Origin of the sequence: Actinomycetospora corticicola (assembly GCF_013409505.1) — a bacterium.
Taxonomy (GTDB): domain Bacteria; phylum Actinomycetota; class Actinomycetes; order Mycobacteriales; family Pseudonocardiaceae; genus Actinomycetospora; species Actinomycetospora corticicola.
This window is the reverse complement of the sequence record NZ_JACCBN010000001.1, coordinates 359,479-377,145: the sequence shown is the minus strand read 5'-3', so window position 1 is coordinate 377,145 and position 17,667 is coordinate 359,479. Positions and strand designations below refer to the sequence as shown.

The following is a 17,667-nucleotide window of genomic DNA, read 5'->3' as shown; positions in this document are numbered from 1 at the left end:
GGACCGCTCCGGGGCGACGCGGACGCCTCGGACGGTGGACATCGGAGCTCGACGTCGGAGCTCGAATCGGTGCCGGACACGGGAACAGCCGGGACCCCTGACGTGGAGGGGTCCCGGCTGTTCGGAGCGGGTCGCGGCGGGCGCGGTCGCCACGACCCGTCCCGGGGGCGAAGAGCGGGGGCAGCCCCCGGGACGTGGGTGCGGCTCAGGCGTGGGTGACCACGTCGTGGTGCTGCGCCTCGTGGGAGGCCGCGAGGGTGTCGGCGTCCGCCGCCCCCGAGGCGTCCTCGTGGGCGAACAGCGGGGACGCCTCGCGCTCGGTCGAGTCGAGGTCACCCGCGCCGGTGTTGACCGGGTTGTGCTGCGAGTTGTCCGTCTCCTGCGAGTTGTCGGTCGCGGTCGCGGTGTCGGTCGAGTTGTCGGTGACCGAGTGGTCCGAGGTCGCCGCGGCGTTGCTGGACGCCGCGCCCGAGCCGAAGTTCTCGGCCGAGTTGTCGGTGTTGGCGCCGGTGGCGGCGTCGTTCAGCGACACGGCGCCACCCTCGCCGGCCGCGATCGAGCCGCCGACGCTGGAGGCGTCGCCGGCGCCGAAGGACGCGGTGCCGTCGTGGTTGACCATGTTGCCGTCGCCGGCGGCCGAGCCCTCGCCGGTCGCGACCGGGGAGGTGATGTCCCCGCCGGCCGCCACCGCACCGGCGCCGGAGGCGACGGGCTGGTTCAGCGTGGTGGTCACGTCGCCGTTGGCACGGATGTTCTGCTCGAGGTTGGTCTCGAGGTTCGTGTCGTGCGAGTCGTAGGCGTAGTTGTTCGTGACGTACTGCAGCTGCTGGATGACCTTCTCGACCTCGGGGGTGTGCGGGGGCAGCACGGGGCCGGGGATCCAGTGGTGCTCGCCGCCGTGGCCACCGTGGTGGTGCTCCTCGCCGACGACCGCGACGGCCGAAGCGGAGGCGGCGCGGACGTCGTCGTCGTAGCGGGCGGCGACGGCGGCCGGCGCGTGGTCCATGACCAGCGGCAGCGCGTCCCGCACGTCGGCGAAGCACATCCCGTCGAGGCCGGCGGCCGCGAGGGTGGCCTGGGGGTTGGCGTCGAACTGCGCCTGCGTCTGCGGGTCGCGCAGCAGGTCGAGCAGGAACTGCAGCAGGGTCTTGGCCTCGGTCGCCGGCATCGTGTTCTCCAGGTGCTCCTTCCGGACCTATCTGATCCGGCGTTGGGAGCAACGTTAGGAATCCCGAGCCCTACTGCCATCGGTGTTCCCCCCGCGAACCCGATCCGGGGAGGAGGGGGATCCGACCACCCCCCACGGTCACCGCCCCCCGGGAGTCCGTTCACCCCACCAGCCCCACCGTTCACCCGAGTCTCGACGCCCACTTGGGTGGCGTGCCTCAACCGTGACTCTTGTTCCTCCGATTGGCGCAGTATGTTGCGCTTGACGGTCGAGCGCCGATGTGCGGTCAACCGAGTGATGGGGGGGATACGGTGGGTTACGACCTCGGGGTCGACCTGGGCAGCACGACCGTGGTCGCGGCGGTCCTGCGTGACGGAGAGACGCGCACCGAGGCCGTCGGCCTCGGCAGCGACGGCTCGCCGATCATGCCTGCCACCGCCCACCGCGGGACCGACGGGGTAGTGCGTACCGGCGCGGACGCCGAGCGACGGGCCGCGCTCGAGCCCGACCGCGCCGTCCGCGACGTGTCCGCCCGGCTCGGCGACGACGTCCCCCTGATCGTGGGCGACGAGCCCTGGGCCGCCGACGACGTGGCCGCCGAGATCGTCCTGGCCGCGGTCCGCCGGGTCGCCGCCCTCGAGGGCGGAGCGGCCCGCTCGCTCGCCGTCACCCACCCCGCCGGGTGGGGCGCGCACCGGGAGCGCACGCTGCGCCGGGCGCTGGTGCGGGTCGGGCTCGGGCACGCCGTCCTCGTCGCGGAGTCGCGCGCCGCCGTCCTCGCCGCGGCGACCTTCGGCGGCCTGCGGGCCGGCCGGGTCGCCGCCGTCTACGACCTCGGCGGCCGCCGCTTCCGGGCCGCCGTGATCCGTCGGGGCGCGCGCGGCGTGGTCGCCGTCGGCACGGAGGGCGGGACCGCCGCGCCCGGGACCACCACGACCGAGGTGCTCGCCGACTCCGGCGCGCCGGTCCGTGCGGGCGGTACCGACGTCGACGGCGCCGTCCTCGCCCACGTCCGCGAGGAGCTGGGCGAGCCCCTCGACGAGGCTATCGCCGCGCTCGACGACAACGCCTCCCGCCACGCCCTCGCCGCGCTGCAGCAGTCCGCGCGGCGCGCGAAGGAGCGCCTGTCGACCGACACCGAGGCGTCGGTGCGGATCGCGGTCGGGCCCCTGGACACGACCGTCCGCATCACCCGCGCGGACCTCGAGGCCCGCATCACCCCCCTCGTCGCGGCCACCGTCGACGCCTTCGCCGGCACCCTCGAGGCCGCCGATGTCGTGCCCGACCAGGTCGTCCTCGTCGGCGGCTCGGCCCGCATCCCGCTCGTCGCCCGCCTGCTCGCCGAGGAGCTCGGCCGCCCGGTGCGCCCGGAGCTCGACCCGGTCACCGTCGTCGCCGAGGGCGCGGCCCTGACCGCCGCCGGGCACGCGAACGCCCGCCGACAGGAGGTCCTGTCGGGCACGCCCTCCGGCAGCGTCCCGACGACCGGTCCGGCCTCCGGATCGTTCGCCGCGGCGGGTGCGGCCTCCGGATCGTTCGCCGCGGCGGGTCCGGCCTCCGGCTCCCTCTCGGCGACGGGCCCGGCCTCGGGATCGTTCGCCGCGGTGGGTCCGGCCGGCATCCCGACGGCGGGTCCGACGTCCTCATCATTCGCCGCGGCGGGCTCGGCCTCCGGCTCGCCGACGACGAGCCCGGCCTCCGGCGCGTTCGCGGCGGTTCCGGCGGACGTGTGGGAGCGGCGCCGCATCGAGGCCGGGCGCCGCAGCGCGGCCACCGTCGCGGAGCCGGCCTCGCAGCCGAACGGGCAGGCGCTCGGTGCCCCGGTCGGGGCACCTGTCGAGCGGCACACTGCGGCCGGGGCCGCGATGACCGCCGGTGCCGCACTCGGGGCGTCCGCGGCCCGTCGTCGCCCGGCCGCAGAGCCGGCACCCCAGCCGGCCCCGCAGCCGACCGCTGACGCCGACGGCTGGGGCCCGGCTCCCGAGGAGGAGCTCCGGCGCCCCGCGCGGTCGGGGTCGACGGCCCTGATGGAACGTCCCCGGATCGTCGGGGACGACGTGCCGCGCCCGCCGGTCGCGACGGCGGCCGCCCCGGTCGGCGACCTGGCCCCCGTGGGCCCGCTGCGCCGCTACCGCGCCTGGATCCTGCTGGCCGTCGCCCTGATCGCGCTGGCCGTCGTGGCCGTCGCCGTGCCGATCCCGGGGCTCACCTCGGCCCGCACCTCCACGAGCACCCCCCTCCCGACCACCACCGCACCCACGCCGGCCGCGGCCCCGGCGGCGCCGCCCCTCGCGGCCACCGCCCCTGCGGCCCCCTCCCCCGCGACGGAGCCGTCCACCGAGCCTTCCGTGGGCGGGCAGGCCGCTACGGAGACCTCGGGGAGCTCGTCGCCGACCGGCACGACCACACGGCGCCCGGCCACGACCACGACCACCCGCTCCTCCCGGACGCCGACCGCGCAGAACCTGCGGCCGCAGGCCGGGGCCGCCGCACCGGCGGCCCTCGCTCCGGCCCCCGCCGCACCGGCCGCTCCGGCCGCGCCCTCACCCGTCGTCGGGAACCCCGCCCCCGCCGCGGTGGCACCGTCGCCCGACGTCGCGAGCCCCGTGGCGCAGGCGCCGTCGAGCGCGGCCGCCCCGACCGCCGAGACCCCGGTCGCCTCCGGACCCGCGCCCTCCGGGAGCGCGGCCCCGACCACCGGGACGGCCTCGTGACCGCCCCCGACCCCGCCCCGGTCGACCTGCCCGGCGGTGGAGCGGCCGCCGCCCGCGCGGCGCTCGCCGGCGACTCGGACACCGCGCTGCGGCTGGCCGACGACGCGCTGCGCACGGGGGACGGTCCGGACCGCCTCCTCGGCGCCCGGGTGCTCGCGGCGGTCCTCCCGCAGCGCGGGCTGCTCGCCCGGGCCGCCGAGGTGCACCGCTGGCTGGCCCGCCAGGGCGCGGGCACGCCGGGTGCGGTGGTGAGCCTGCTCGGGACCGGCTCCCCCGCGGAGGCGCGCGCCGCCGTCGCCCCCGCCGACGACGTCCTGCCCGGACTGCGCGACGGTGCGGACGCGCTGACCGCCGAGGGCCTCCTCGCCTCGATCGACGGGCGCGACCGCACCGCCGGCACGTCGCTGTCCCTGCTCGTCCGCGCGACGACCTCGCTCGCCGCCTCGGGGGAACAGAGCCCGGCCGCCGACTCCCCCGCCGCGCTCGGTGCCCTGCTCGCGCTGCACCGCGGGGAGCCCGAGCTCGCCGAGCCGCTGCTCGACCTCGCCGTCGACGCCGATCTAGGCGGTCCCGCCCTGCGCCGCCGCCACGTGCTCCTGCGGGCCTGGTCGGCGATGCTCCGCGACGACGAGGCCGCCGCCCGGGCCGCGCTGGCGGTCGCCGACGACCTCCCGGGCACCCCGGAGCCGCGCGACGCGCTGATGACCGTCGCGTGCGAGGTCGCCCTGGCCCGCCGCGCCGGGGACACCCGCCGGCTGCTGGACCTCTGGGCCAGCGCACGCCAGGCGCTGCTCCGCCACCCGGTCGACCTCTACTGCCTGCTGCCGGTCGGCGAACTCGCGATCGCCGCGGCCCGGCTCGGCGAGGGTCGGTGGGTCGACCCGCACCTCGCCGAGGCGACCGCGCTGCTCGCGGCCCTCGGCGACCCGCCGTCGTGGTCGACCGCCTGGCACTGGGCGCGGCTGCACGCCGCCATCACCGCCGACGACCACGACGCCGCCCGCGCCCACGCGGCCGCCCTCGAGGACGCCGCGCAGGCCAACGACCGCGCCGTCGCCCCCGCCCGCGCCGCCCGCGTGTGGCTGGCGGTGCTCGCCGGCGACATCGACGCCGACGCCGTGACGGCGACCGCGACGGCCCTGCGCGCGGTCGGGCTCGGGTGGGACGGTGCCCGCCTCGCCGGCGAGGCCGCCATCCGCACGACCGACCGCGCCGACTCCGCCGCCCTCCTCGCCTGCGCCCGCGCGCTGCAGGCCGGTCGGGTCCCGACCGCCCCCGGCCCGGCCCCGGAGCCGCTTCCCGACGCCGGGACCTCCCGCACCGTCGCGGTGACCCGCGCCCGGCGCGAGGCGTCGGCGACGCTGACCGACCGCGAGCGCGACATCGCCGAACTCGTCCTCGAGGGGCTGACCTACCGCGAGATCGCGGGCCGGCTCTTCCTGTCGACGAAGACGGTCGAGCACCACGTGGCCCGCATCCGCCGTCGTCTCGGGTCGGAGAGCCGCGCCGAGCTGTTCAGCGAGCTGAAGGTGCTGGTCGCATGTGAGCACTGAAGGTCGCGATAGCGACCTTTACTGCTCACATGCGCGCAGCGCACCTACACGTCCACCTACGCCGCCTCCGGGTCGGCCGAGGCGCCGCGGACCGGGAGGGTGGCGAACACCGCCGGCGGCTCCGACCACGGGTCGGCGAGCGTCCCGGCCTCGGCGTCGCGGATCGCGTGCCAGACCCGGTCCGGGGTGAGCGGCATGTCGACGTGCCGGACGCCGAGGTGCGCGAGCGCGTCGACCACCGCGTTCTGCACGGCCGGCGTCGACCCGATCGTCGCCGCCTCGCCGATCCCCTTCGCGCCGAGCGGGTTGTAGGGGGTCGGGGTCTCGGTGGAGGCGGCCTCGAAGGTGGGCAGCTCCGCGGCGGTCGGGAGCAGGTAGGCGGCGAACGAGCCCGTCACCGGGTTGCCGTCGGCGTCGTAGGAGAAGCCCTCCCACAGCGCCTGCGAGATGCCCTGCACCAGCCCGCCGTGCTGCTGACCGGCGACCAGGGTCGGGTTGAGCACGCGCCCGCAGTCGTCGACCGCGATGTGCCGGGTGGGCGTGACCCGCCCCGTGTCCAGGTCGACCTCGACGACGCTGACGTGCGCGCCGAACGGGTAGGTCGCGCCCGGCTGCGACTCGTCGCGCGCCTCGGCCAGCGACACGCCCTGCTCGTGCGCGGCGGCGGCGACCTCGGTCCACGTCATCGACCGGCCGGGGACGCCTGCCACGCCGACCGACCCGTCGTCGAGAACCGCGATGTCCTCCGGAGCGGCCTCGAAGACCGACGCGACCACCTCGCGCGCGCGGGAGAGGACCGTGTCGGCGGCGACGAGCACGCTCGACCCGGCGAGCTGCAGCGACCGCGAGCCGCCCGTGCCGCCGCCGTGCGGGACGGCCGCGGTGTCGGACTGGACGAAGCGGATGCGCTCCATCGGGATGCCGAGCCGGTCGGCGACGATCATCGCGAACGACGTCGCGTGCCCCTGCCCGTGCCCCGACGTGCCCACCGCGACGGTCGCCCCGCCGTCGTCGTCGACGCTGACCTTCCCGTACTCCTGCGCCGCGCCCCCCGCGGTGACCTCGACGTAGACCCCGAGGCCGATGCCGAGCACCACGCGGTCGCCCCGTTCCCGACGACGGGCCTGCTCGGCCCGGAGCTCGTCGTACCCAGCGAGACGCAGCGCCTCGTCGAGGGGCTTGGCGTAGTCGCCGGAGTCGTAGAGCGAGCCGGTGACGGTGGTGTACGGGAACTGGTCGGGGGCGAGGAAGTTCCGGCGGCGCAGCTCGGCGGGGTCGACGTCGAGCTCGAGCGCGGCGAGGTCCATGATCCGCTCGAGCATGGCCGCGGCCTCGGGGCGACCCGCCCCGCGGAAGGCGCCCACCGGCGTCGTCGTGGTGAGGGCGGCCGCGGCGCCGTAGGAGATGGCGGGGATGCGGTAGACGCCCTGGGCCATGTTGCGGGTCGGGCCGAGCGCGAGGGCGCCGCCGAACCCGGCGTAGGCCCCGGCGTCGCCGACGACCCGGGCGCGCAGGCCGACGATGGTCCCGTCGCGCCGCAGCCCGAGCTCCGCGTACTGCACCTGACCGCGACCGTGCGGCATCGCGGTGAGGTTCTCGCTGCGGGTCTCGGTCCAGGTGACCGGCCGCCCGAGCCGGCGGGCCAGCTCGATGACCACGGCGTGCTCCGGCGCGAGGCCGGCCTTACCGCCGAAGCCGCCGCCGACGTGCGGGGCGATCACGCGGACGCGCTCGGGGTCCCAGCCCCACTGCTTCGCGACCTGGTCGCGCAGCCCGTGCGGCATCTGGGTGGAGACGTGGATGGTGGCGTCGTAGTCGCCCGAGGCGGGCTCGGCGGTCACCGAGTTGCCCTCCATGGGCGCGACGGCGAGGCGCTGGTTGACGATGCGGGCGCGCACCACGACGTCGGCGTCGGCCAGCGGGTCGACCTCCTCGGCGTCGCGCATCCCGGCCGCGAGGTTGGAGCCGAGCTCCTCGAACTGCAGCGGGGCGTCGGCGGCGAGCGCGGCCTCGGGGTCGACGACGGCCTCGAGCCGGTCGTAGTCCACCTCGACCAGCTCGGCGGCGTCGACCGCCTCGGCCGTGGTCGTCGCGACGATCGCGGCCACCATGTCGCCGACGAAGCGCACCTTCCCGCGTGCGAGCAGCGGCCGGGCGCAGGCGTCGTTGAGGACCATGAACGGCCGATGGTCGGGCAGGTCGACGAGGTCGTCGGCGGTCAGCACCGCCACGACGCCGGGAGCCTCGCGGGCCTTGTCGACGCTCACGCCCTCCAGCCGCGCGTGCGCCAGCGGCGAGCGGACGAACACGACGTGCAGGGCACCCGGGGGAACGATGTTGTCGACGTACGTGGCGTGACCGCGGATCAGCTCCGGGTCCTCGACGCGGCGGACGGCAGTTCCGAGAATCGATCCTGGCACGCCGCTGACGCTAGGCCTTCGAGCGCGCTCGAACGCAAGGTGGCCTTCGGCCAGGTGAGCACTAAGTGGGGCTATAGCCCCACTTAGTGCTCACATTCGCAGCACCTTCGCGGCCAGCCCCGCCGACGCGCCGACGGCCAGCGTCCCTCCCGCCCGGCGCAGGCCACCCGTCGTCGTGACCTCCGCGTCGGTCGCCGAGGTCGCGCTCCACACCGTGACCAGCAGCAGCCAGCGCATCAGCGTGTAGACGAACAGGAGCAGCCCGACGAGGGCGCCGAGGGTCGCGACGGCGGGTGAGTGCGTCAGCAGCCGCAGGTACAGGCCGCCGAGCTGCTGCAGCGCGGCGAGGCCCAGCGCCCCGACCGCGGCGGGCACCAGCACCTCCCGCACCGGACGCCGGGCCCGCGGGAGCTTGGCGAGGCACCAGCCGACCACCACCCAGTTCGCCACCAGCCCGATCACCAGCGACCCGGCCGTGAGCACGATCCGGGCGACCGGCGTGCCGCCGAGCCCGAGCGTCTCGAGCACGCGCGTCCCGATCCGGCCGGTGAGGGCCGCGGAGGCGAACGACAGCACCATCGCGACCCCGATGCCGAGCAGGGTCACGACGTCGGAGAGGACCGTGCGCCACAGCCGACCGCGCGGGCGGGGCTGGCCGAGCATCACCGTCACCGAGTCGCGGACGTGGGCGATCCAGCTCCAGCCGGAGAACAGGGCGATCGCGAGCGCGAGGATCCCGAGCCGGCCCCGCTCGGCCACCACGGTGTGCACCACCCCGCCGACCGCACCGGACGCCCCCACCGGCAGGGCGACGGCGAGCGCGGCGTCGAGCTGGGCGAGCACCACGCCGTCCGCCGCGAGCACGAACCCGGTCGCCGCCACGGCGAGCATCAGCAGCGGCACGAGGGCGAGCAGGGTGAAGAACGTGAGCGCGGCGGCGTGGTGGTTGCCGTCCCGGTCGCGGTAGCGCCCGACCGTACGGACCAGCCGGACGACGGGTGCGGAGTCCGCGACCCGTCGTCGTACCGCTCCGAACCGCGTCATGGGAGCCAGTGTGCGCTCCGCGCAGGTGAGCACTAAGTGGGGCTATCAGCCCCCTTTGTGCTCACATGCGGAGCACCTCGGGGAGCACCTCGCCGATCCCGCCCCGGAGCACCACCGAGGCGACGTCGTCGTACGGCGTCGGCTCGGCGTTCACGATGATCACGTCGGCCCCGACCTGGGCGGCGACCCCGACGAGCCCCGCCGCCGGGTGCACCCCGAGCGAGGTGCCGACGGCGAGGAACAGGTCGCAGGCGAGCGCGGCGTCGCGGGCCCGCATGATGACCTCGGAGTCGAGCATCTCCCCGAACATGATCGTCGTCGCCTTGAGGATGCCGCCGCAGCGCTCGCAGGTCGGGTCGTCGTCGCCGGCGCGCACCCGCTCCAGGGCGTCGGCCATCGGCGTGACCGTCCCGCAGCTCAGGCACACCGTCCCGTGGTTCGACCCGTGCAGCTCGGCGACGAGCTCGGACGAGGAGCCCGCCTTCTGGTGCAGTCCGTCGATGTTCTGCGTCAGCAGGGCGAGCAGCTTCCCGGAGCGCTCGAGCTCGACGAGCGCGGCGTGGGCTTTCCCGGGCACGGCGCGGAACATCGGGTGCTCGACCCGTTCCTGCCACGCCGTGCGCCGGACCTCGGGGTCGGCGACGTAGTTCTCGTAGTTCCAGATCAGCTCGGCGGCGGGGTTGAGCGTCCACACGCCCTGCGGGCCGCGGAAGTCGGGGATGCCGGAGTCGGTCGACACCCCGGCGCCCGTGAGGACCGTGATCCGCTGCGCGCGGGCGATCAGCTCGCGGGCCCGCTCGATGTCGTCCGCCCCGGAATCCACCATGGATTCCACCGTGTCACGCCCTCAGGGCGGTGGCGACGGCGGCCGGCTGCGCGAGGGCGACGACGTGCCCACCCGGGAGCACCTCCGCCTCGACGCCGAGCCGTTCCCGGGCCAGCCGCTGCACGAACGGCAGCGGGAAGAGCCGGTCGTCCCGGGCGGCGAGGACCCGGGTGGGGACGTCGGGCCACGCCTCGAGCGGGTACGGCGCGTCGAACAGGGCGCCCGGCGGCCACGACGGGTCGAGCTGCTCCGGGAGCACCTCGGGCGGCACGTCGTGCAGGAAGGTCACGTCCACGTCGAACTCCGGCCCAGGCACGACGACGGCGGGGTCGAGCCCCTGCGCCCGGGCGCCGGCGGCGGCCGCCTCGGCGTGCCCGGTGTTCTCCCACCACGCCCCGGCGGTCTCCCCCGGCGCCGGGACCATCGGCGCCAGCAGCACCACACCCGACGTCGGGAAGGAAGCGGCTGCGAGGGCGACGACGAAGGCGCCCATCGACTGCCCGACGAGCACCGCTCCGTCATCGGCGGCCTCGTGCACGACCTCCACGCACTCCTCCCAGGTCGCGGCGTCGGGCGGGAGGTCGACCGCGACCGCGTCGGGCAGCAGCGGGAGCACCCGCCACCAGTACGCCGCGCCGCTGCCGGCGCCGTGCACGAGGACGATCCGGGTCACGCGTCGAGTGTCGCGAGGTCCTCCGCCGAGAGCGACACCGACCCGGCGCCGACGTTCTCCTCGAGGTGCCCCACGGACCGCGTCCCGGGGATGACCATCGACCCGGGCGACCGCGAGAGGACCCAGGCGAGCCCGACCTGCGACGGCGTCGCCCCGATCCGGTCCGCCACGGACCGCACGGACGGGAGCGTCGTCACGTGGGTCTGACCGGCGAACCCGCTGCCGAGCGGGAAGTAGGGCACCCAGGCGATCCCGTGCTCGCGGCAGAGGTCGAGCACGGGCTCGGACGACCGGTCGACCAGCGAGTACGCGTTCTGCACGCAGACGATGCCGACCGGGAGAGCCCGGCGCAGCTGGTCCGCCGACACCTGCGAGAGCCCGATCGCGCCGATGGTGCCCGCGTCGCGCAGGGCGGTCAGGACGGCGAGCTGGTCGTCGAGGTCGACGACCTGGTCGCCCTCGGCGACGAGCCCGGGCGGGGCATCGGCGCGGCGGAGGTTCACGACGTCGAGCCGCTCCGCGCCGAGCGAGCGCAGGTTCGCCTCGACCTGGGCGCGCAGCTGCTCCGGGCGCTGGGCGAGGCGCAGGTCGATCACGCCGCTCGCCGGCTCCGCGCCGACCTTGGTGGCGACCACGACGTCGTCGTCCGGCCCGAGCGCCGCCCGGATGCGCCGGTTCACGACGCCGTCGCCGTAGAACTCGGCGGTGTCGAGGTGGTCGACCCCGAGCTCCCGGGCGCGGCGCAGGACGGCGACCGGACCGTCGTCGGGCCCCTCCTCCCGCAGCTGCATCGCGCCGTACCCCACGCGCGCGACCTCGCGCTCCCCCAGCTTCGCGGTTCCTCCGGGACGCATGGCTCCACCCCTCGTCGTCACGATCCGGAGTAGCCTCCGGTTCCAACGAGGACGCTACCACCGAAACGGAGGCACCTCCGGATATGCCCCGCGCCGATGCCGCCCGCAACCGCGCCCGCCTCCTCGAGGCGGCGGCCGCCGCGTTCCTCGCCGGGGGCGACCCGACGTTGGAGAAGATCGCGCGCGACGCCGGCGTCGGGATCGGGACGCTCTACCGGCACTTCCCCACCCGCGAGGCGCTCGTCGAGGCCGTCTACCGCACGGAGCTCGAGTCGCTGTGCCGCGACGTCGACCCCGGCCCGCACGCCGCCACCGCGTTCCGCGCCTGGCTCGACCGCTACGCCGAGTTCGTCCTCACCAAGCGCGGCATGGCCGACACCTTCCGCGCGATGGTCGCCGACGGCTCGCTCGCCTCGCTGCGCACGCGCGAGTCCGTCGACGCGGCGGTCGGCACCTTCCTGACGGCGGGTGCGGCCGACGGCTCGCTCCGTCCCGGGGTCGAGGCGGACGACGTCGTGACGCTGCTGGTCGGCGCGTTCGTCACGCTGCAGGGCGCCGACGACCGCGCCCGGACGGCGCGATTAATGGACCTGGTGTGCTCCGCATGTGAGCACTAAGTGGGGCTATAGAGCCTGTCGGACTTTGTAAGTCCGGTGGGTGCTCGGAGTCAGTCGCTGATTCCGGGTTCCTGACGGCGGGTTCCTGACGGCGGGTTCCTGACGGCGGGTTCCTGAGGGCGGGCTGCGGCGCCCGGAGGGCGCCGTGGCCCGCTTCTCAGGTGGTTGCGGTGTGGAGCTTGAGCAGGTTGTGGGCGGTGGAGATCAGGGTGAGCTCGGCGCGGACCGCGACGAGACCCCGAACCCGGAACCGGTCGGCGATCCGGTTCTTGATCTGCCCGAAGACCGGTTCGACGGTGACTTTGCGACGTCGGTAGCGCTCGCGCGCCTCGGGCTCGGCGAGCCGTTCGCGCATCCGGCGGCGCACCCGCGACTCCTGCCGGGGTGGTTGTTGCTGCTCGGGGTCGCGCAGCGCATCACGTGTGGGCGCGACCAGCGGTCGGGGGCCCCGCCCCTGCTGGTGGACGTCATCGAGGGCGGTGATGTCTCCGGCGGTGAAGTAGCCGGTGTCAGCGAGCACGGTCTCGACCGGGGCGTCGATCCCGGCGCGGGCGAGGTTGTCCAGCGCGGCGGCGGTCATCGGGGCGAGCAGACCGGCGTCGTTGGCCTGGTCGACGACCTCGACCGCGATCACGACCTGGTCGTCGCCGACCACGGCCTGGGAGTTGAAGCCCTGCAGGAACCCCTGCGCGGTCCGCAACGGCCGGGAGTCGGGGTCGGTGGTGTTCGCCCGCACCGGCTTGTCCCCGGCCGGGGTGCTCTCGGCCGGGGTGCTCTCGGTCGCGGTGGCCGGTGCCTTCGGGGGCCGGCCTTTCGGGAAGCGCCCGTGGGTGGCGTGGTGGGCGTTCCGGGCCGCGAGCTTGGTCTCGTAGCGTTGCTGCTGGGCGGCCGCTTCCGCCGCCCGGGCGGCGTTCTGCTCGGCGACCTTCGCCGCGGCCCGGGCCAGCCGGGCCCGCCGCGCGGTCGGGTCGTTCATGTCCTCGGGCGGCTCGTCGCCCCGTCGTCCCGGCCCGTGCTCGGCGTCCTCGGCGGCGTCGCTGGACTCGGCCCGTTCCAGGCGGTCCTCGACCACCCCCGCCAGACCCCGGTCATCGGGCTCCGGCTCACCCAGTTCGGCCTGGGCTTTGGCGATCCCCGCCGCGGTGCGGTTGCGCCGCGACGAGGCGTTCGCGGCGATCTTGCTGCCATCGACCGAGATCGTCCCGACCCGCCCCAGCCCCGCGGCCGCGCAGACCTTGAGGACCTCGATGAACAGGTCCTTGAACACCTCGCGGTGCCGGACCCGGAACGCGGCGATGGTGTCGTGATCAGGGACCTGGTTGGCGGTGATCACCCGGAACGCCACGTCGTGGCCGCAGGCGCGTTCGATCCCGCGTGAGGACGTCAGACCCACCGCATACGCGTAGATCAACAACGCGAGCATCATCGCCGGGTCGTAGGCCCGCCGGCCGCGACCCCCCAGCCGGTAGGTGGAGATCAACGCGGTCAGATCCAACATCTCGACCGCGTCGATCACCGTCCAGGCCAGATGCCCCTCGGGCAGCCAGTCCCGCACATCCGGGGGCAGCAGGAACCCGGTGTCACGATCCACCGGACGGAAGTCACGAGCCACCCCAAGATCCAATCAGAGGCGCTGGCGCCGGTCTACAAAAGCCGACAGGCTCTATAGCCCCCCTTAGTGCTCACGTGCGAAGCACATGATCGCCAGCCGCCAGTCGAACCACGGCCCGGGCGGGCCCGCCGCGATCGCGTTCGCGAGGTGCTCGTCGAACAGGGCGGCGGCCACGGCCTCCCGTCGCGACGGCTCCAGGCCCTGCAGCAGCGGTTGCCCGAAGGACACCCGGATCGCCGCCGCGGCCGCCCGTCCGTAGTCGGCGCCGTCCCCGTGCTGCTGCCACAACGGGTCGCCCAGCTCGACCGACTCGTACCGCTCCAGCTCCAGGCCGAGGTCCCCGGTGAACGGGGCCCGCCACTCGACCTCCGTGCGGTACCACGCCGGGACCACCATGGCGTCCCGCTCCGCCACGGTCAGCACCTCACGCTCGACGAGGGCCGCCAGACCACGGGCGACCTCGTCCATGACCCGCTCCGCGCCCGACCGCCGCGGCGGCTCGTCGTCGTACGCGGCACCGGAGACGACCACGAGCCGCGCCCCGGGCCGCAGCTCGGCCGACCTCGCCGTCAGGAACGCGGACCAGTCGGCGGCCGCGGCGCGCTCCCAAGTCGCAGCCTGCTCCCCGGTCGCGTTCCCCGGCCAGAACCCGTCGAGGGGCCCCGGGACGTCGCGCAGCCAGTGCACGGCGATCGAGCTCCACCCGAGCCCGACGGAGCCGATCGGGAGCAGCTGCTCGTAGAACGACCGGCCGACCGCCGCCGTGTGGACGCCGGGCCGCCGGTAGCTCCGCGAGTCGTCGGCGACGACGTGGAAGAGCGAGGAGAAGTCGTTGTCGGGCAGGTCGGTGTGGACCACCCAGATCGGCTGCTCCTCGCCGTGGACCGCCCGGAGGGTCTCGACGGCGGCGTTCACGGGCGCCAGGGAGTTGCGGCCCTCCGAGGCGCCGTAGTCGACGACGGTGACCGTCCCGTCCGGCCCGACCGGCGCGGTCCGCGCGGCCTCCCGCACCAGGTCGAGCGCGAACTCCGCCGACGCGGCCTGCGCCGAGGCGTGGGCGTTGTACCGCCCGCCGCCCTCCATCGCCGTCATGTGCGCTCCGCGCCTGTGAGTACTTCTCCGTGTCCTGGCACGGAAAGGTACTCACAGGGCCGTAGGCCTCCTCAGGAAGCGACCCTGCGGCTCGCCGACGACCGCGCCGTCGACGTAGACCGTCCGACCACGGAGGAACGTCCGCGTGACGGTCGATCCGATCTCCAGCCCACGGAAGGGCGTGTACTCCTGGGTCGACTCGGAGTCGGCCGGGTCGACGGTCCACGAGCGGTCGGGGTCGACGAGGGCGATGTCGGCGTCGAAGCCCGGCGCCAGGTCGCCCTTGGTGGCGCCGAGCCCGAACCGCTGCGCCGGGGCCGTCGAGGTCAGTTCCGCGATCCGCGACAGCGGCAGTCCGCGCTTGAGCCCCTCCCCCACGAGGCCGGGCAGCAGGTACTCGGTGCCGCCGAAGCCGGACTTGGCCGCGAAGACGTCCTCGTGGTCGTCGCCGAACTTCGTCGCCTCCTTGCAGCACGCGTGGTCGGAGACGACCCACGACACGTCACCCGCGAGCACGTGCCGCCACAGCGCCTCGACGTCCTCGCGCGGCCGCAGCGGCGGGTTGACCTTGCCGCCCACGCCGTCGGCGGTGTGGATGTCGGCGAGCAGGTGCCCGACGGTCACCTCCCGCCGGAAGTCGACGTGCGGGAACGTCTGCGCCATCAGCATGGCGGCCTCGAGCGCCTTTCCCGACGACAGGTGGAGCAGGTTGATCGTCGGGAGTCCGGTCTCGTGCGCGAGATAGGAGGCGATCGTGACGGCGAGCCCCTCCGAGTGCGGCGGCCGCGACGCGCTGTAGGCCTCCAGGCCGGACAGGCGCCCCTCCTGCTCCACGATCTTCGTGTACGCCGTCATGATCTCGGCGGTCTCGCAGTGCAGCGACAGCGAGATGGCGTCGGCGATGTCGGGCCGGCCCTCGCGGGCGCGCTGGATGCCGCGCATGACGAACTCGAAGTGGGCGATGTCGTAGCGCTCGCCCTCGGGGATCATGAGGAAGTCGTTCTGGGCGTTCGACCGCCCGTGCAGCCCGTGGCTGCCGTAGAACATGAAGATCTTGAACGACGTGACGCCGTGCTCGTCCACGAGCGTCGGGATCTCGTCGATGTGCCCGGCCGACATCGGCGCGAGGTGGAAGGCGTAGTCGACGTACGAGCGCCCGTCCGAGGCAGCGAGCACCCGCGGGAAGAACTCGGAGTACGGCCCGCCGGTGTTCAGGTAGTACTGCCCGGTGCGCATGTAGGTCAGCGAGGTGGTCACCCCGCCCTGGGCGCACGCACGGCTCTCGGTGGCCGTGTCCTCCTCGAGCGGGTTGTAGATGCCCCAGTGCTGGTGGGCGTCCACGACACCGGGGAACGCGAGCTGACCGCGCCCGTCGACGACCTCGTGGGCATCCGTCCCGAGGTCGGGTCCGACCTCGGTGACTCGCCCGCCGTCGACGGCGATGTCGCCGAGGGAGGCGTCGTCGACGCCGGGACGGACGACGCGGACGTTGCGGAGGATCAGGTCGTGCGTCATGCGTGAACCTTCCTGACGGGGTGGGTGGAGGCTGCGGAGGCCACGTGGTCGGCCGCCCGGTAGGCGAGGCCGAGGGCGGGCAGGAGGCCGTTGCCGGCCAGGTAGCCGGCGGCGCCGTGGCCGGACATCCCGACCGCGGCGCCGCCCGAGGCGTGGAGGGAGCCGAGCGGGCGCCCGGCCGGGTCGAGCACGCGGGCGTCGGCGTCGACGGCGAGCCCGCCCTGGGTGTGGAAGAGGGCGGGCACGATCCCGACGGCGGCGTAGGGGGCCTCGAGGGGTGCGGTGACCGAGCGGCGCCCGACGCGGTCGGCGACGACCTCCCCGCGGGCCACCGCCGCGGCGTCGGCGATCTCCTCCTCCAGCACGGCGGGGTCGACCCCGATCCGGTCGGCGAGCTCGGGGACCGTCGCGCCCCAGCGCACCGCGCCGGCCTCGACGACGTCGCGGTAGTCGGTGAACCCCTGCGTCGCCGCGTCGATCCGGGCGTCGAACACCGCCCAGCCGCGCGCGCCGGGCCGGGCGGCGAGCATCGCGGCGTACTCGGAGTAGCCCACGGTCTCGTCGCCGAAGCGGCGGCCGTCGGCGTCGACGACGATGCCGCCGGCCATGACGGTCGTCCAGGTCACGAGCGTCCGGGCGGCGGCCGACAGCCCGGCGTGGCCCTGGTAGGCGTCGAGGAACCCGGTCGCCGCACCGAGCTCGCCGCCGAGCCGCAGCGCGTCGCCGGTCGAGTACTCGCTGCCGTGGTAGGCCGCCCCGGCGATCTCGGGGAGATGGCGGCCGACGAGTTCGGGCGAGGCGCCGTAGCCGTTCGTCGCGAGCAGGACGGCGGCGGCGGTCAGCTGCTCCGACCCGCCGTCGGGACGGGTGAGCGTGACCCGCCACTCCTGCCGTTCCGAGCGAGGGGCACCGTCGCTCGAGACCGGGACCGGCTCCAGCCCGGTCAGCCGCGCCGGGACCAGCAGGTCGATCGACGACGACGCCTCGACGGCGTCGGCGAGCCCGCGCAGCAACGTCGAACCGTGGTGGCCGGGCAGCGTGTGGCAGCGGCGCACGGAGTGGCCCGGGTAGTCGACGGCGGCGAGTTCGACCGGCAGCCCCACGTGGTCGGCGAGCCACTCGACGACTTCGGCCCCGACCCCGGCGAGGGTCTTGGCGACGACGGGGTCGGCCTCGCCGCGGGTCTTCGCGGCCACGTCGGCGAGGAAGCGCTCTTGGGAGTCCTCGACACCCGCGGCGCGCTGGAAGCGGCTGCCCGGGCCCGGGATCATCGCCGTCGACATCGCGGTGTTGTTCCCCCGCCGGAAGTGCGGGTTGGCCTCGGCCACCACCACCTGCAGTCCCCGCTCGGCGGCCCGCAGGGCGCCGGCCAGACCACCGCCCGCGCCGGCCACCAGCAGGTCGACGTCCGCCATCCCGGCCTCCGTTCCGCTCAGAGAAACAATGCTCGTTCTCCGCTCTTCGACCCATGAGAGCAGCTCGGACCGCCCAGCACAACGGCAGGGATCAACGGACTTGACGCCGCCCGCCTCCACGATGAACGCTGTGTTTCGTCCAGCGGTACGAGGTGGAGGTACGG

Annotated in this window: 13 protein-coding genes; 3 read left to right on the top strand and 10 right to left on the bottom strand. The window is 75.1% G+C overall.

Annotation, left to right across the window (positions count from 1 at the left end):
* Positions 1 to 205 precede the first annotated feature (205 nt).
* Positions 206 to 1,168 carry an IniB N-terminal domain-containing protein gene (locus BJ983_RS01805; protein WP_179792228.1) on the bottom strand — a complete coding sequence of 321 codons (963 nt, stop codon included), beginning with the start codon at positions 1,166 to 1,168 and terminating at the stop codon, positions 206 to 208.
* 311 nt (positions 1,169 to 1,479) lie between these two features.
* On the opposite strand from BJ983_RS01805, the gene BJ983_RS01800 reads away from it, so the two are divergent.
* Positions 1,480 to 3,882 carry an Hsp70 family protein gene (locus BJ983_RS01800; RefSeq protein WP_179792227.1) on the top strand — a complete coding sequence of 801 codons (2,403 nt, stop codon included), beginning with the start codon at positions 1,480 to 1,482 and terminating at the stop codon, positions 3,880 to 3,882.
* On the top strand, positions 3,879 to 5,435 hold the full coding sequence (locus tag BJ983_RS32025) for a LuxR C-terminal-related transcriptional regulator (RefSeq protein WP_179792226.1): 1,557 nt from the start codon (positions 3,879 to 3,881) through the stop codon (positions 5,433 to 5,435). Before BJ983_RS01800 ends, BJ983_RS32025 begins: the two co-directional genes overlap by 4 nt.
* A gap of 56 nt (positions 5,436 to 5,491) precedes the next feature.
* Here the strand turns inward: BJ983_RS32025 and BJ983_RS01790 are convergent, their stop codons facing one another.
* The 5 genes from BJ983_RS01790 to BJ983_RS01770 all read right to left on the bottom strand — a co-directional run bounded on the left by BJ983_RS01790 (position 5,492) and on the right by BJ983_RS01770 (position 11,252).
* Positions 5,492 to 7,855 (bottom strand): molybdopterin cofactor-binding domain-containing protein, encoded by a 2,364-nt coding sequence (locus BJ983_RS01790; RefSeq protein ID WP_179792225.1) that lies wholly within the window; start codon positions 7,853 to 7,855, stop codon positions 5,492 to 5,494.
* 90 nt (positions 7,856 to 7,945) lie between these two features.
* Positions 7,946 to 8,899 (bottom strand): YihY/virulence factor BrkB family protein, encoded by a 954-nt coding sequence (locus BJ983_RS01785; protein WP_179792224.1) that lies wholly within the window; start codon positions 8,897 to 8,899, stop codon positions 7,946 to 7,948.
* 61 nt (positions 8,900 to 8,960) lie between these two features.
* Positions 8,961 to 9,725 (bottom strand): SIR2 family NAD-dependent protein deacylase, encoded by a 765-nt coding sequence (locus BJ983_RS01780; RefSeq protein ID WP_179792223.1) that lies wholly within the window; start codon positions 9,723 to 9,725, stop codon positions 8,961 to 8,963.
* Positions 9,726 to 9,738: 13 nt separating this feature from the next.
* Positions 9,739 to 10,398, bottom strand: coding sequence for an alpha/beta fold hydrolase (locus tag BJ983_RS01775; RefSeq protein WP_179792222.1), 660 nt, complete (start codon positions 10,396 to 10,398; stop codon positions 9,739 to 9,741).
* Complete coding sequence (locus BJ983_RS01770; RefSeq protein ID WP_179792221.1) at positions 10,395 to 11,252, bottom strand: aldo/keto reductase; 858 nt, start codon at positions 11,250 to 11,252, stop codon at positions 10,395 to 10,397. The genes BJ983_RS01775 and BJ983_RS01770 overlap by 4 nt, the downstream gene beginning before the upstream one ends.
* Positions 11,253 to 11,335: 83 nt before the next feature.
* On the opposite strand from BJ983_RS01770, the gene BJ983_RS01765 reads away from it, so the two are divergent.
* Positions 11,336 to 11,869 (top strand): TetR/AcrR family transcriptional regulator, encoded by a 534-nt coding sequence (locus tag BJ983_RS01765; RefSeq protein ID WP_179792220.1) that lies wholly within the window; start codon positions 11,336 to 11,338, stop codon positions 11,867 to 11,869.
* Between the two features lie 157 nt (positions 11,870 to 12,026).
* On the opposite strand, the gene BJ983_RS01760 is transcribed toward BJ983_RS01765, so the two are convergent.
* From BJ983_RS01760 to BJ983_RS01745, 4 genes are all read right to left on the bottom strand, one after another.
* A complete protein-coding gene (locus BJ983_RS01760; RefSeq protein WP_179792219.1) occupies positions 12,027 to 13,460 on the bottom strand; it encodes a transposase in 1,434 nt (477 codons plus the stop codon).
* Positions 13,461 to 13,544: 84 nt separating this feature from the next.
* The gene (locus BJ983_RS01755) at positions 13,545 to 14,573 is read right to left on the bottom strand and encodes a class I SAM-dependent methyltransferase (RefSeq protein ID WP_179792218.1); all 1,029 of its coding nucleotides are present in this window, start codon (positions 14,571 to 14,573) and stop codon (positions 13,545 to 13,547) included.
* A gap of 51 nt (positions 14,574 to 14,624) precedes the next feature.
* Positions 14,625 to 16,088 (bottom strand): dihydroorotase, encoded by a 1,464-nt coding sequence (locus BJ983_RS01750; protein WP_179792217.1) that lies wholly within the window; start codon positions 16,086 to 16,088, stop codon positions 14,625 to 14,627.
* Positions 16,085 to 17,503 (bottom strand): FAD-dependent oxidoreductase, encoded by a 1,419-nt coding sequence (locus BJ983_RS01745; RefSeq protein ID WP_179792216.1) that lies wholly within the window; start codon positions 17,501 to 17,503, stop codon positions 16,085 to 16,087. Before BJ983_RS01745 ends, BJ983_RS01750 begins: the two co-directional genes overlap by 4 nt.
* Positions 17,504 to 17,667 lie beyond the last annotated feature (164 nt).

Bases quoted from the DNA above. Each gene is read 5' to 3' on its own strand.
- BJ983_RS01755 (WP_179792218.1), bottom strand. From the start codon at position 14,573: ATGACGGCGATGGAGGGCGGCGGGCGGTACAACGCCCACGCCTCGGCG.
- BJ983_RS01765 (WP_179792220.1), top strand. From the start codon at position 11,336: ATGCCCCGCGCCGATGCCGCCCGCAACCGCGCCCGCCTCCTCGAGGCG.
- BJ983_RS01785 (WP_179792224.1), bottom strand. From the start codon at position 8,899: ATGACGCGGTTCGGAGCGGTACGACGACGGGTCGCGGACTCCGCACCC.
- BJ983_RS01750 (WP_179792217.1), bottom strand. From the start codon at position 16,088: ATGACGCACGACCTGATCCTCCGCAACGTCCGCGTCGTCCGTCCCGGC.
- BJ983_RS01805 (WP_179792228.1), bottom strand. From the start codon at position 1,168: ATGCCGGCGACCGAGGCCAAGACCCTGCTGCAGTTCCTGCTCGACCTG.
- BJ983_RS01780 (WP_179792223.1), bottom strand. From the start codon at position 9,725: ATGGTGGATTCCGGGGCGGACGACATCGAGCGGGCCCGCGAGCTGATC.
- BJ983_RS01745 (WP_179792216.1), bottom strand. From the start codon at position 17,503: ATGGCGGACGTCGACCTGCTGGTGGCCGGCGCGGGCGGTGGTCTGGCC.
- BJ983_RS01770 (WP_179792221.1), bottom strand. From the start codon at position 11,252: ATGCGTCCCGGAGGAACCGCGAAGCTGGGGGAGCGCGAGGTCGCGCGC.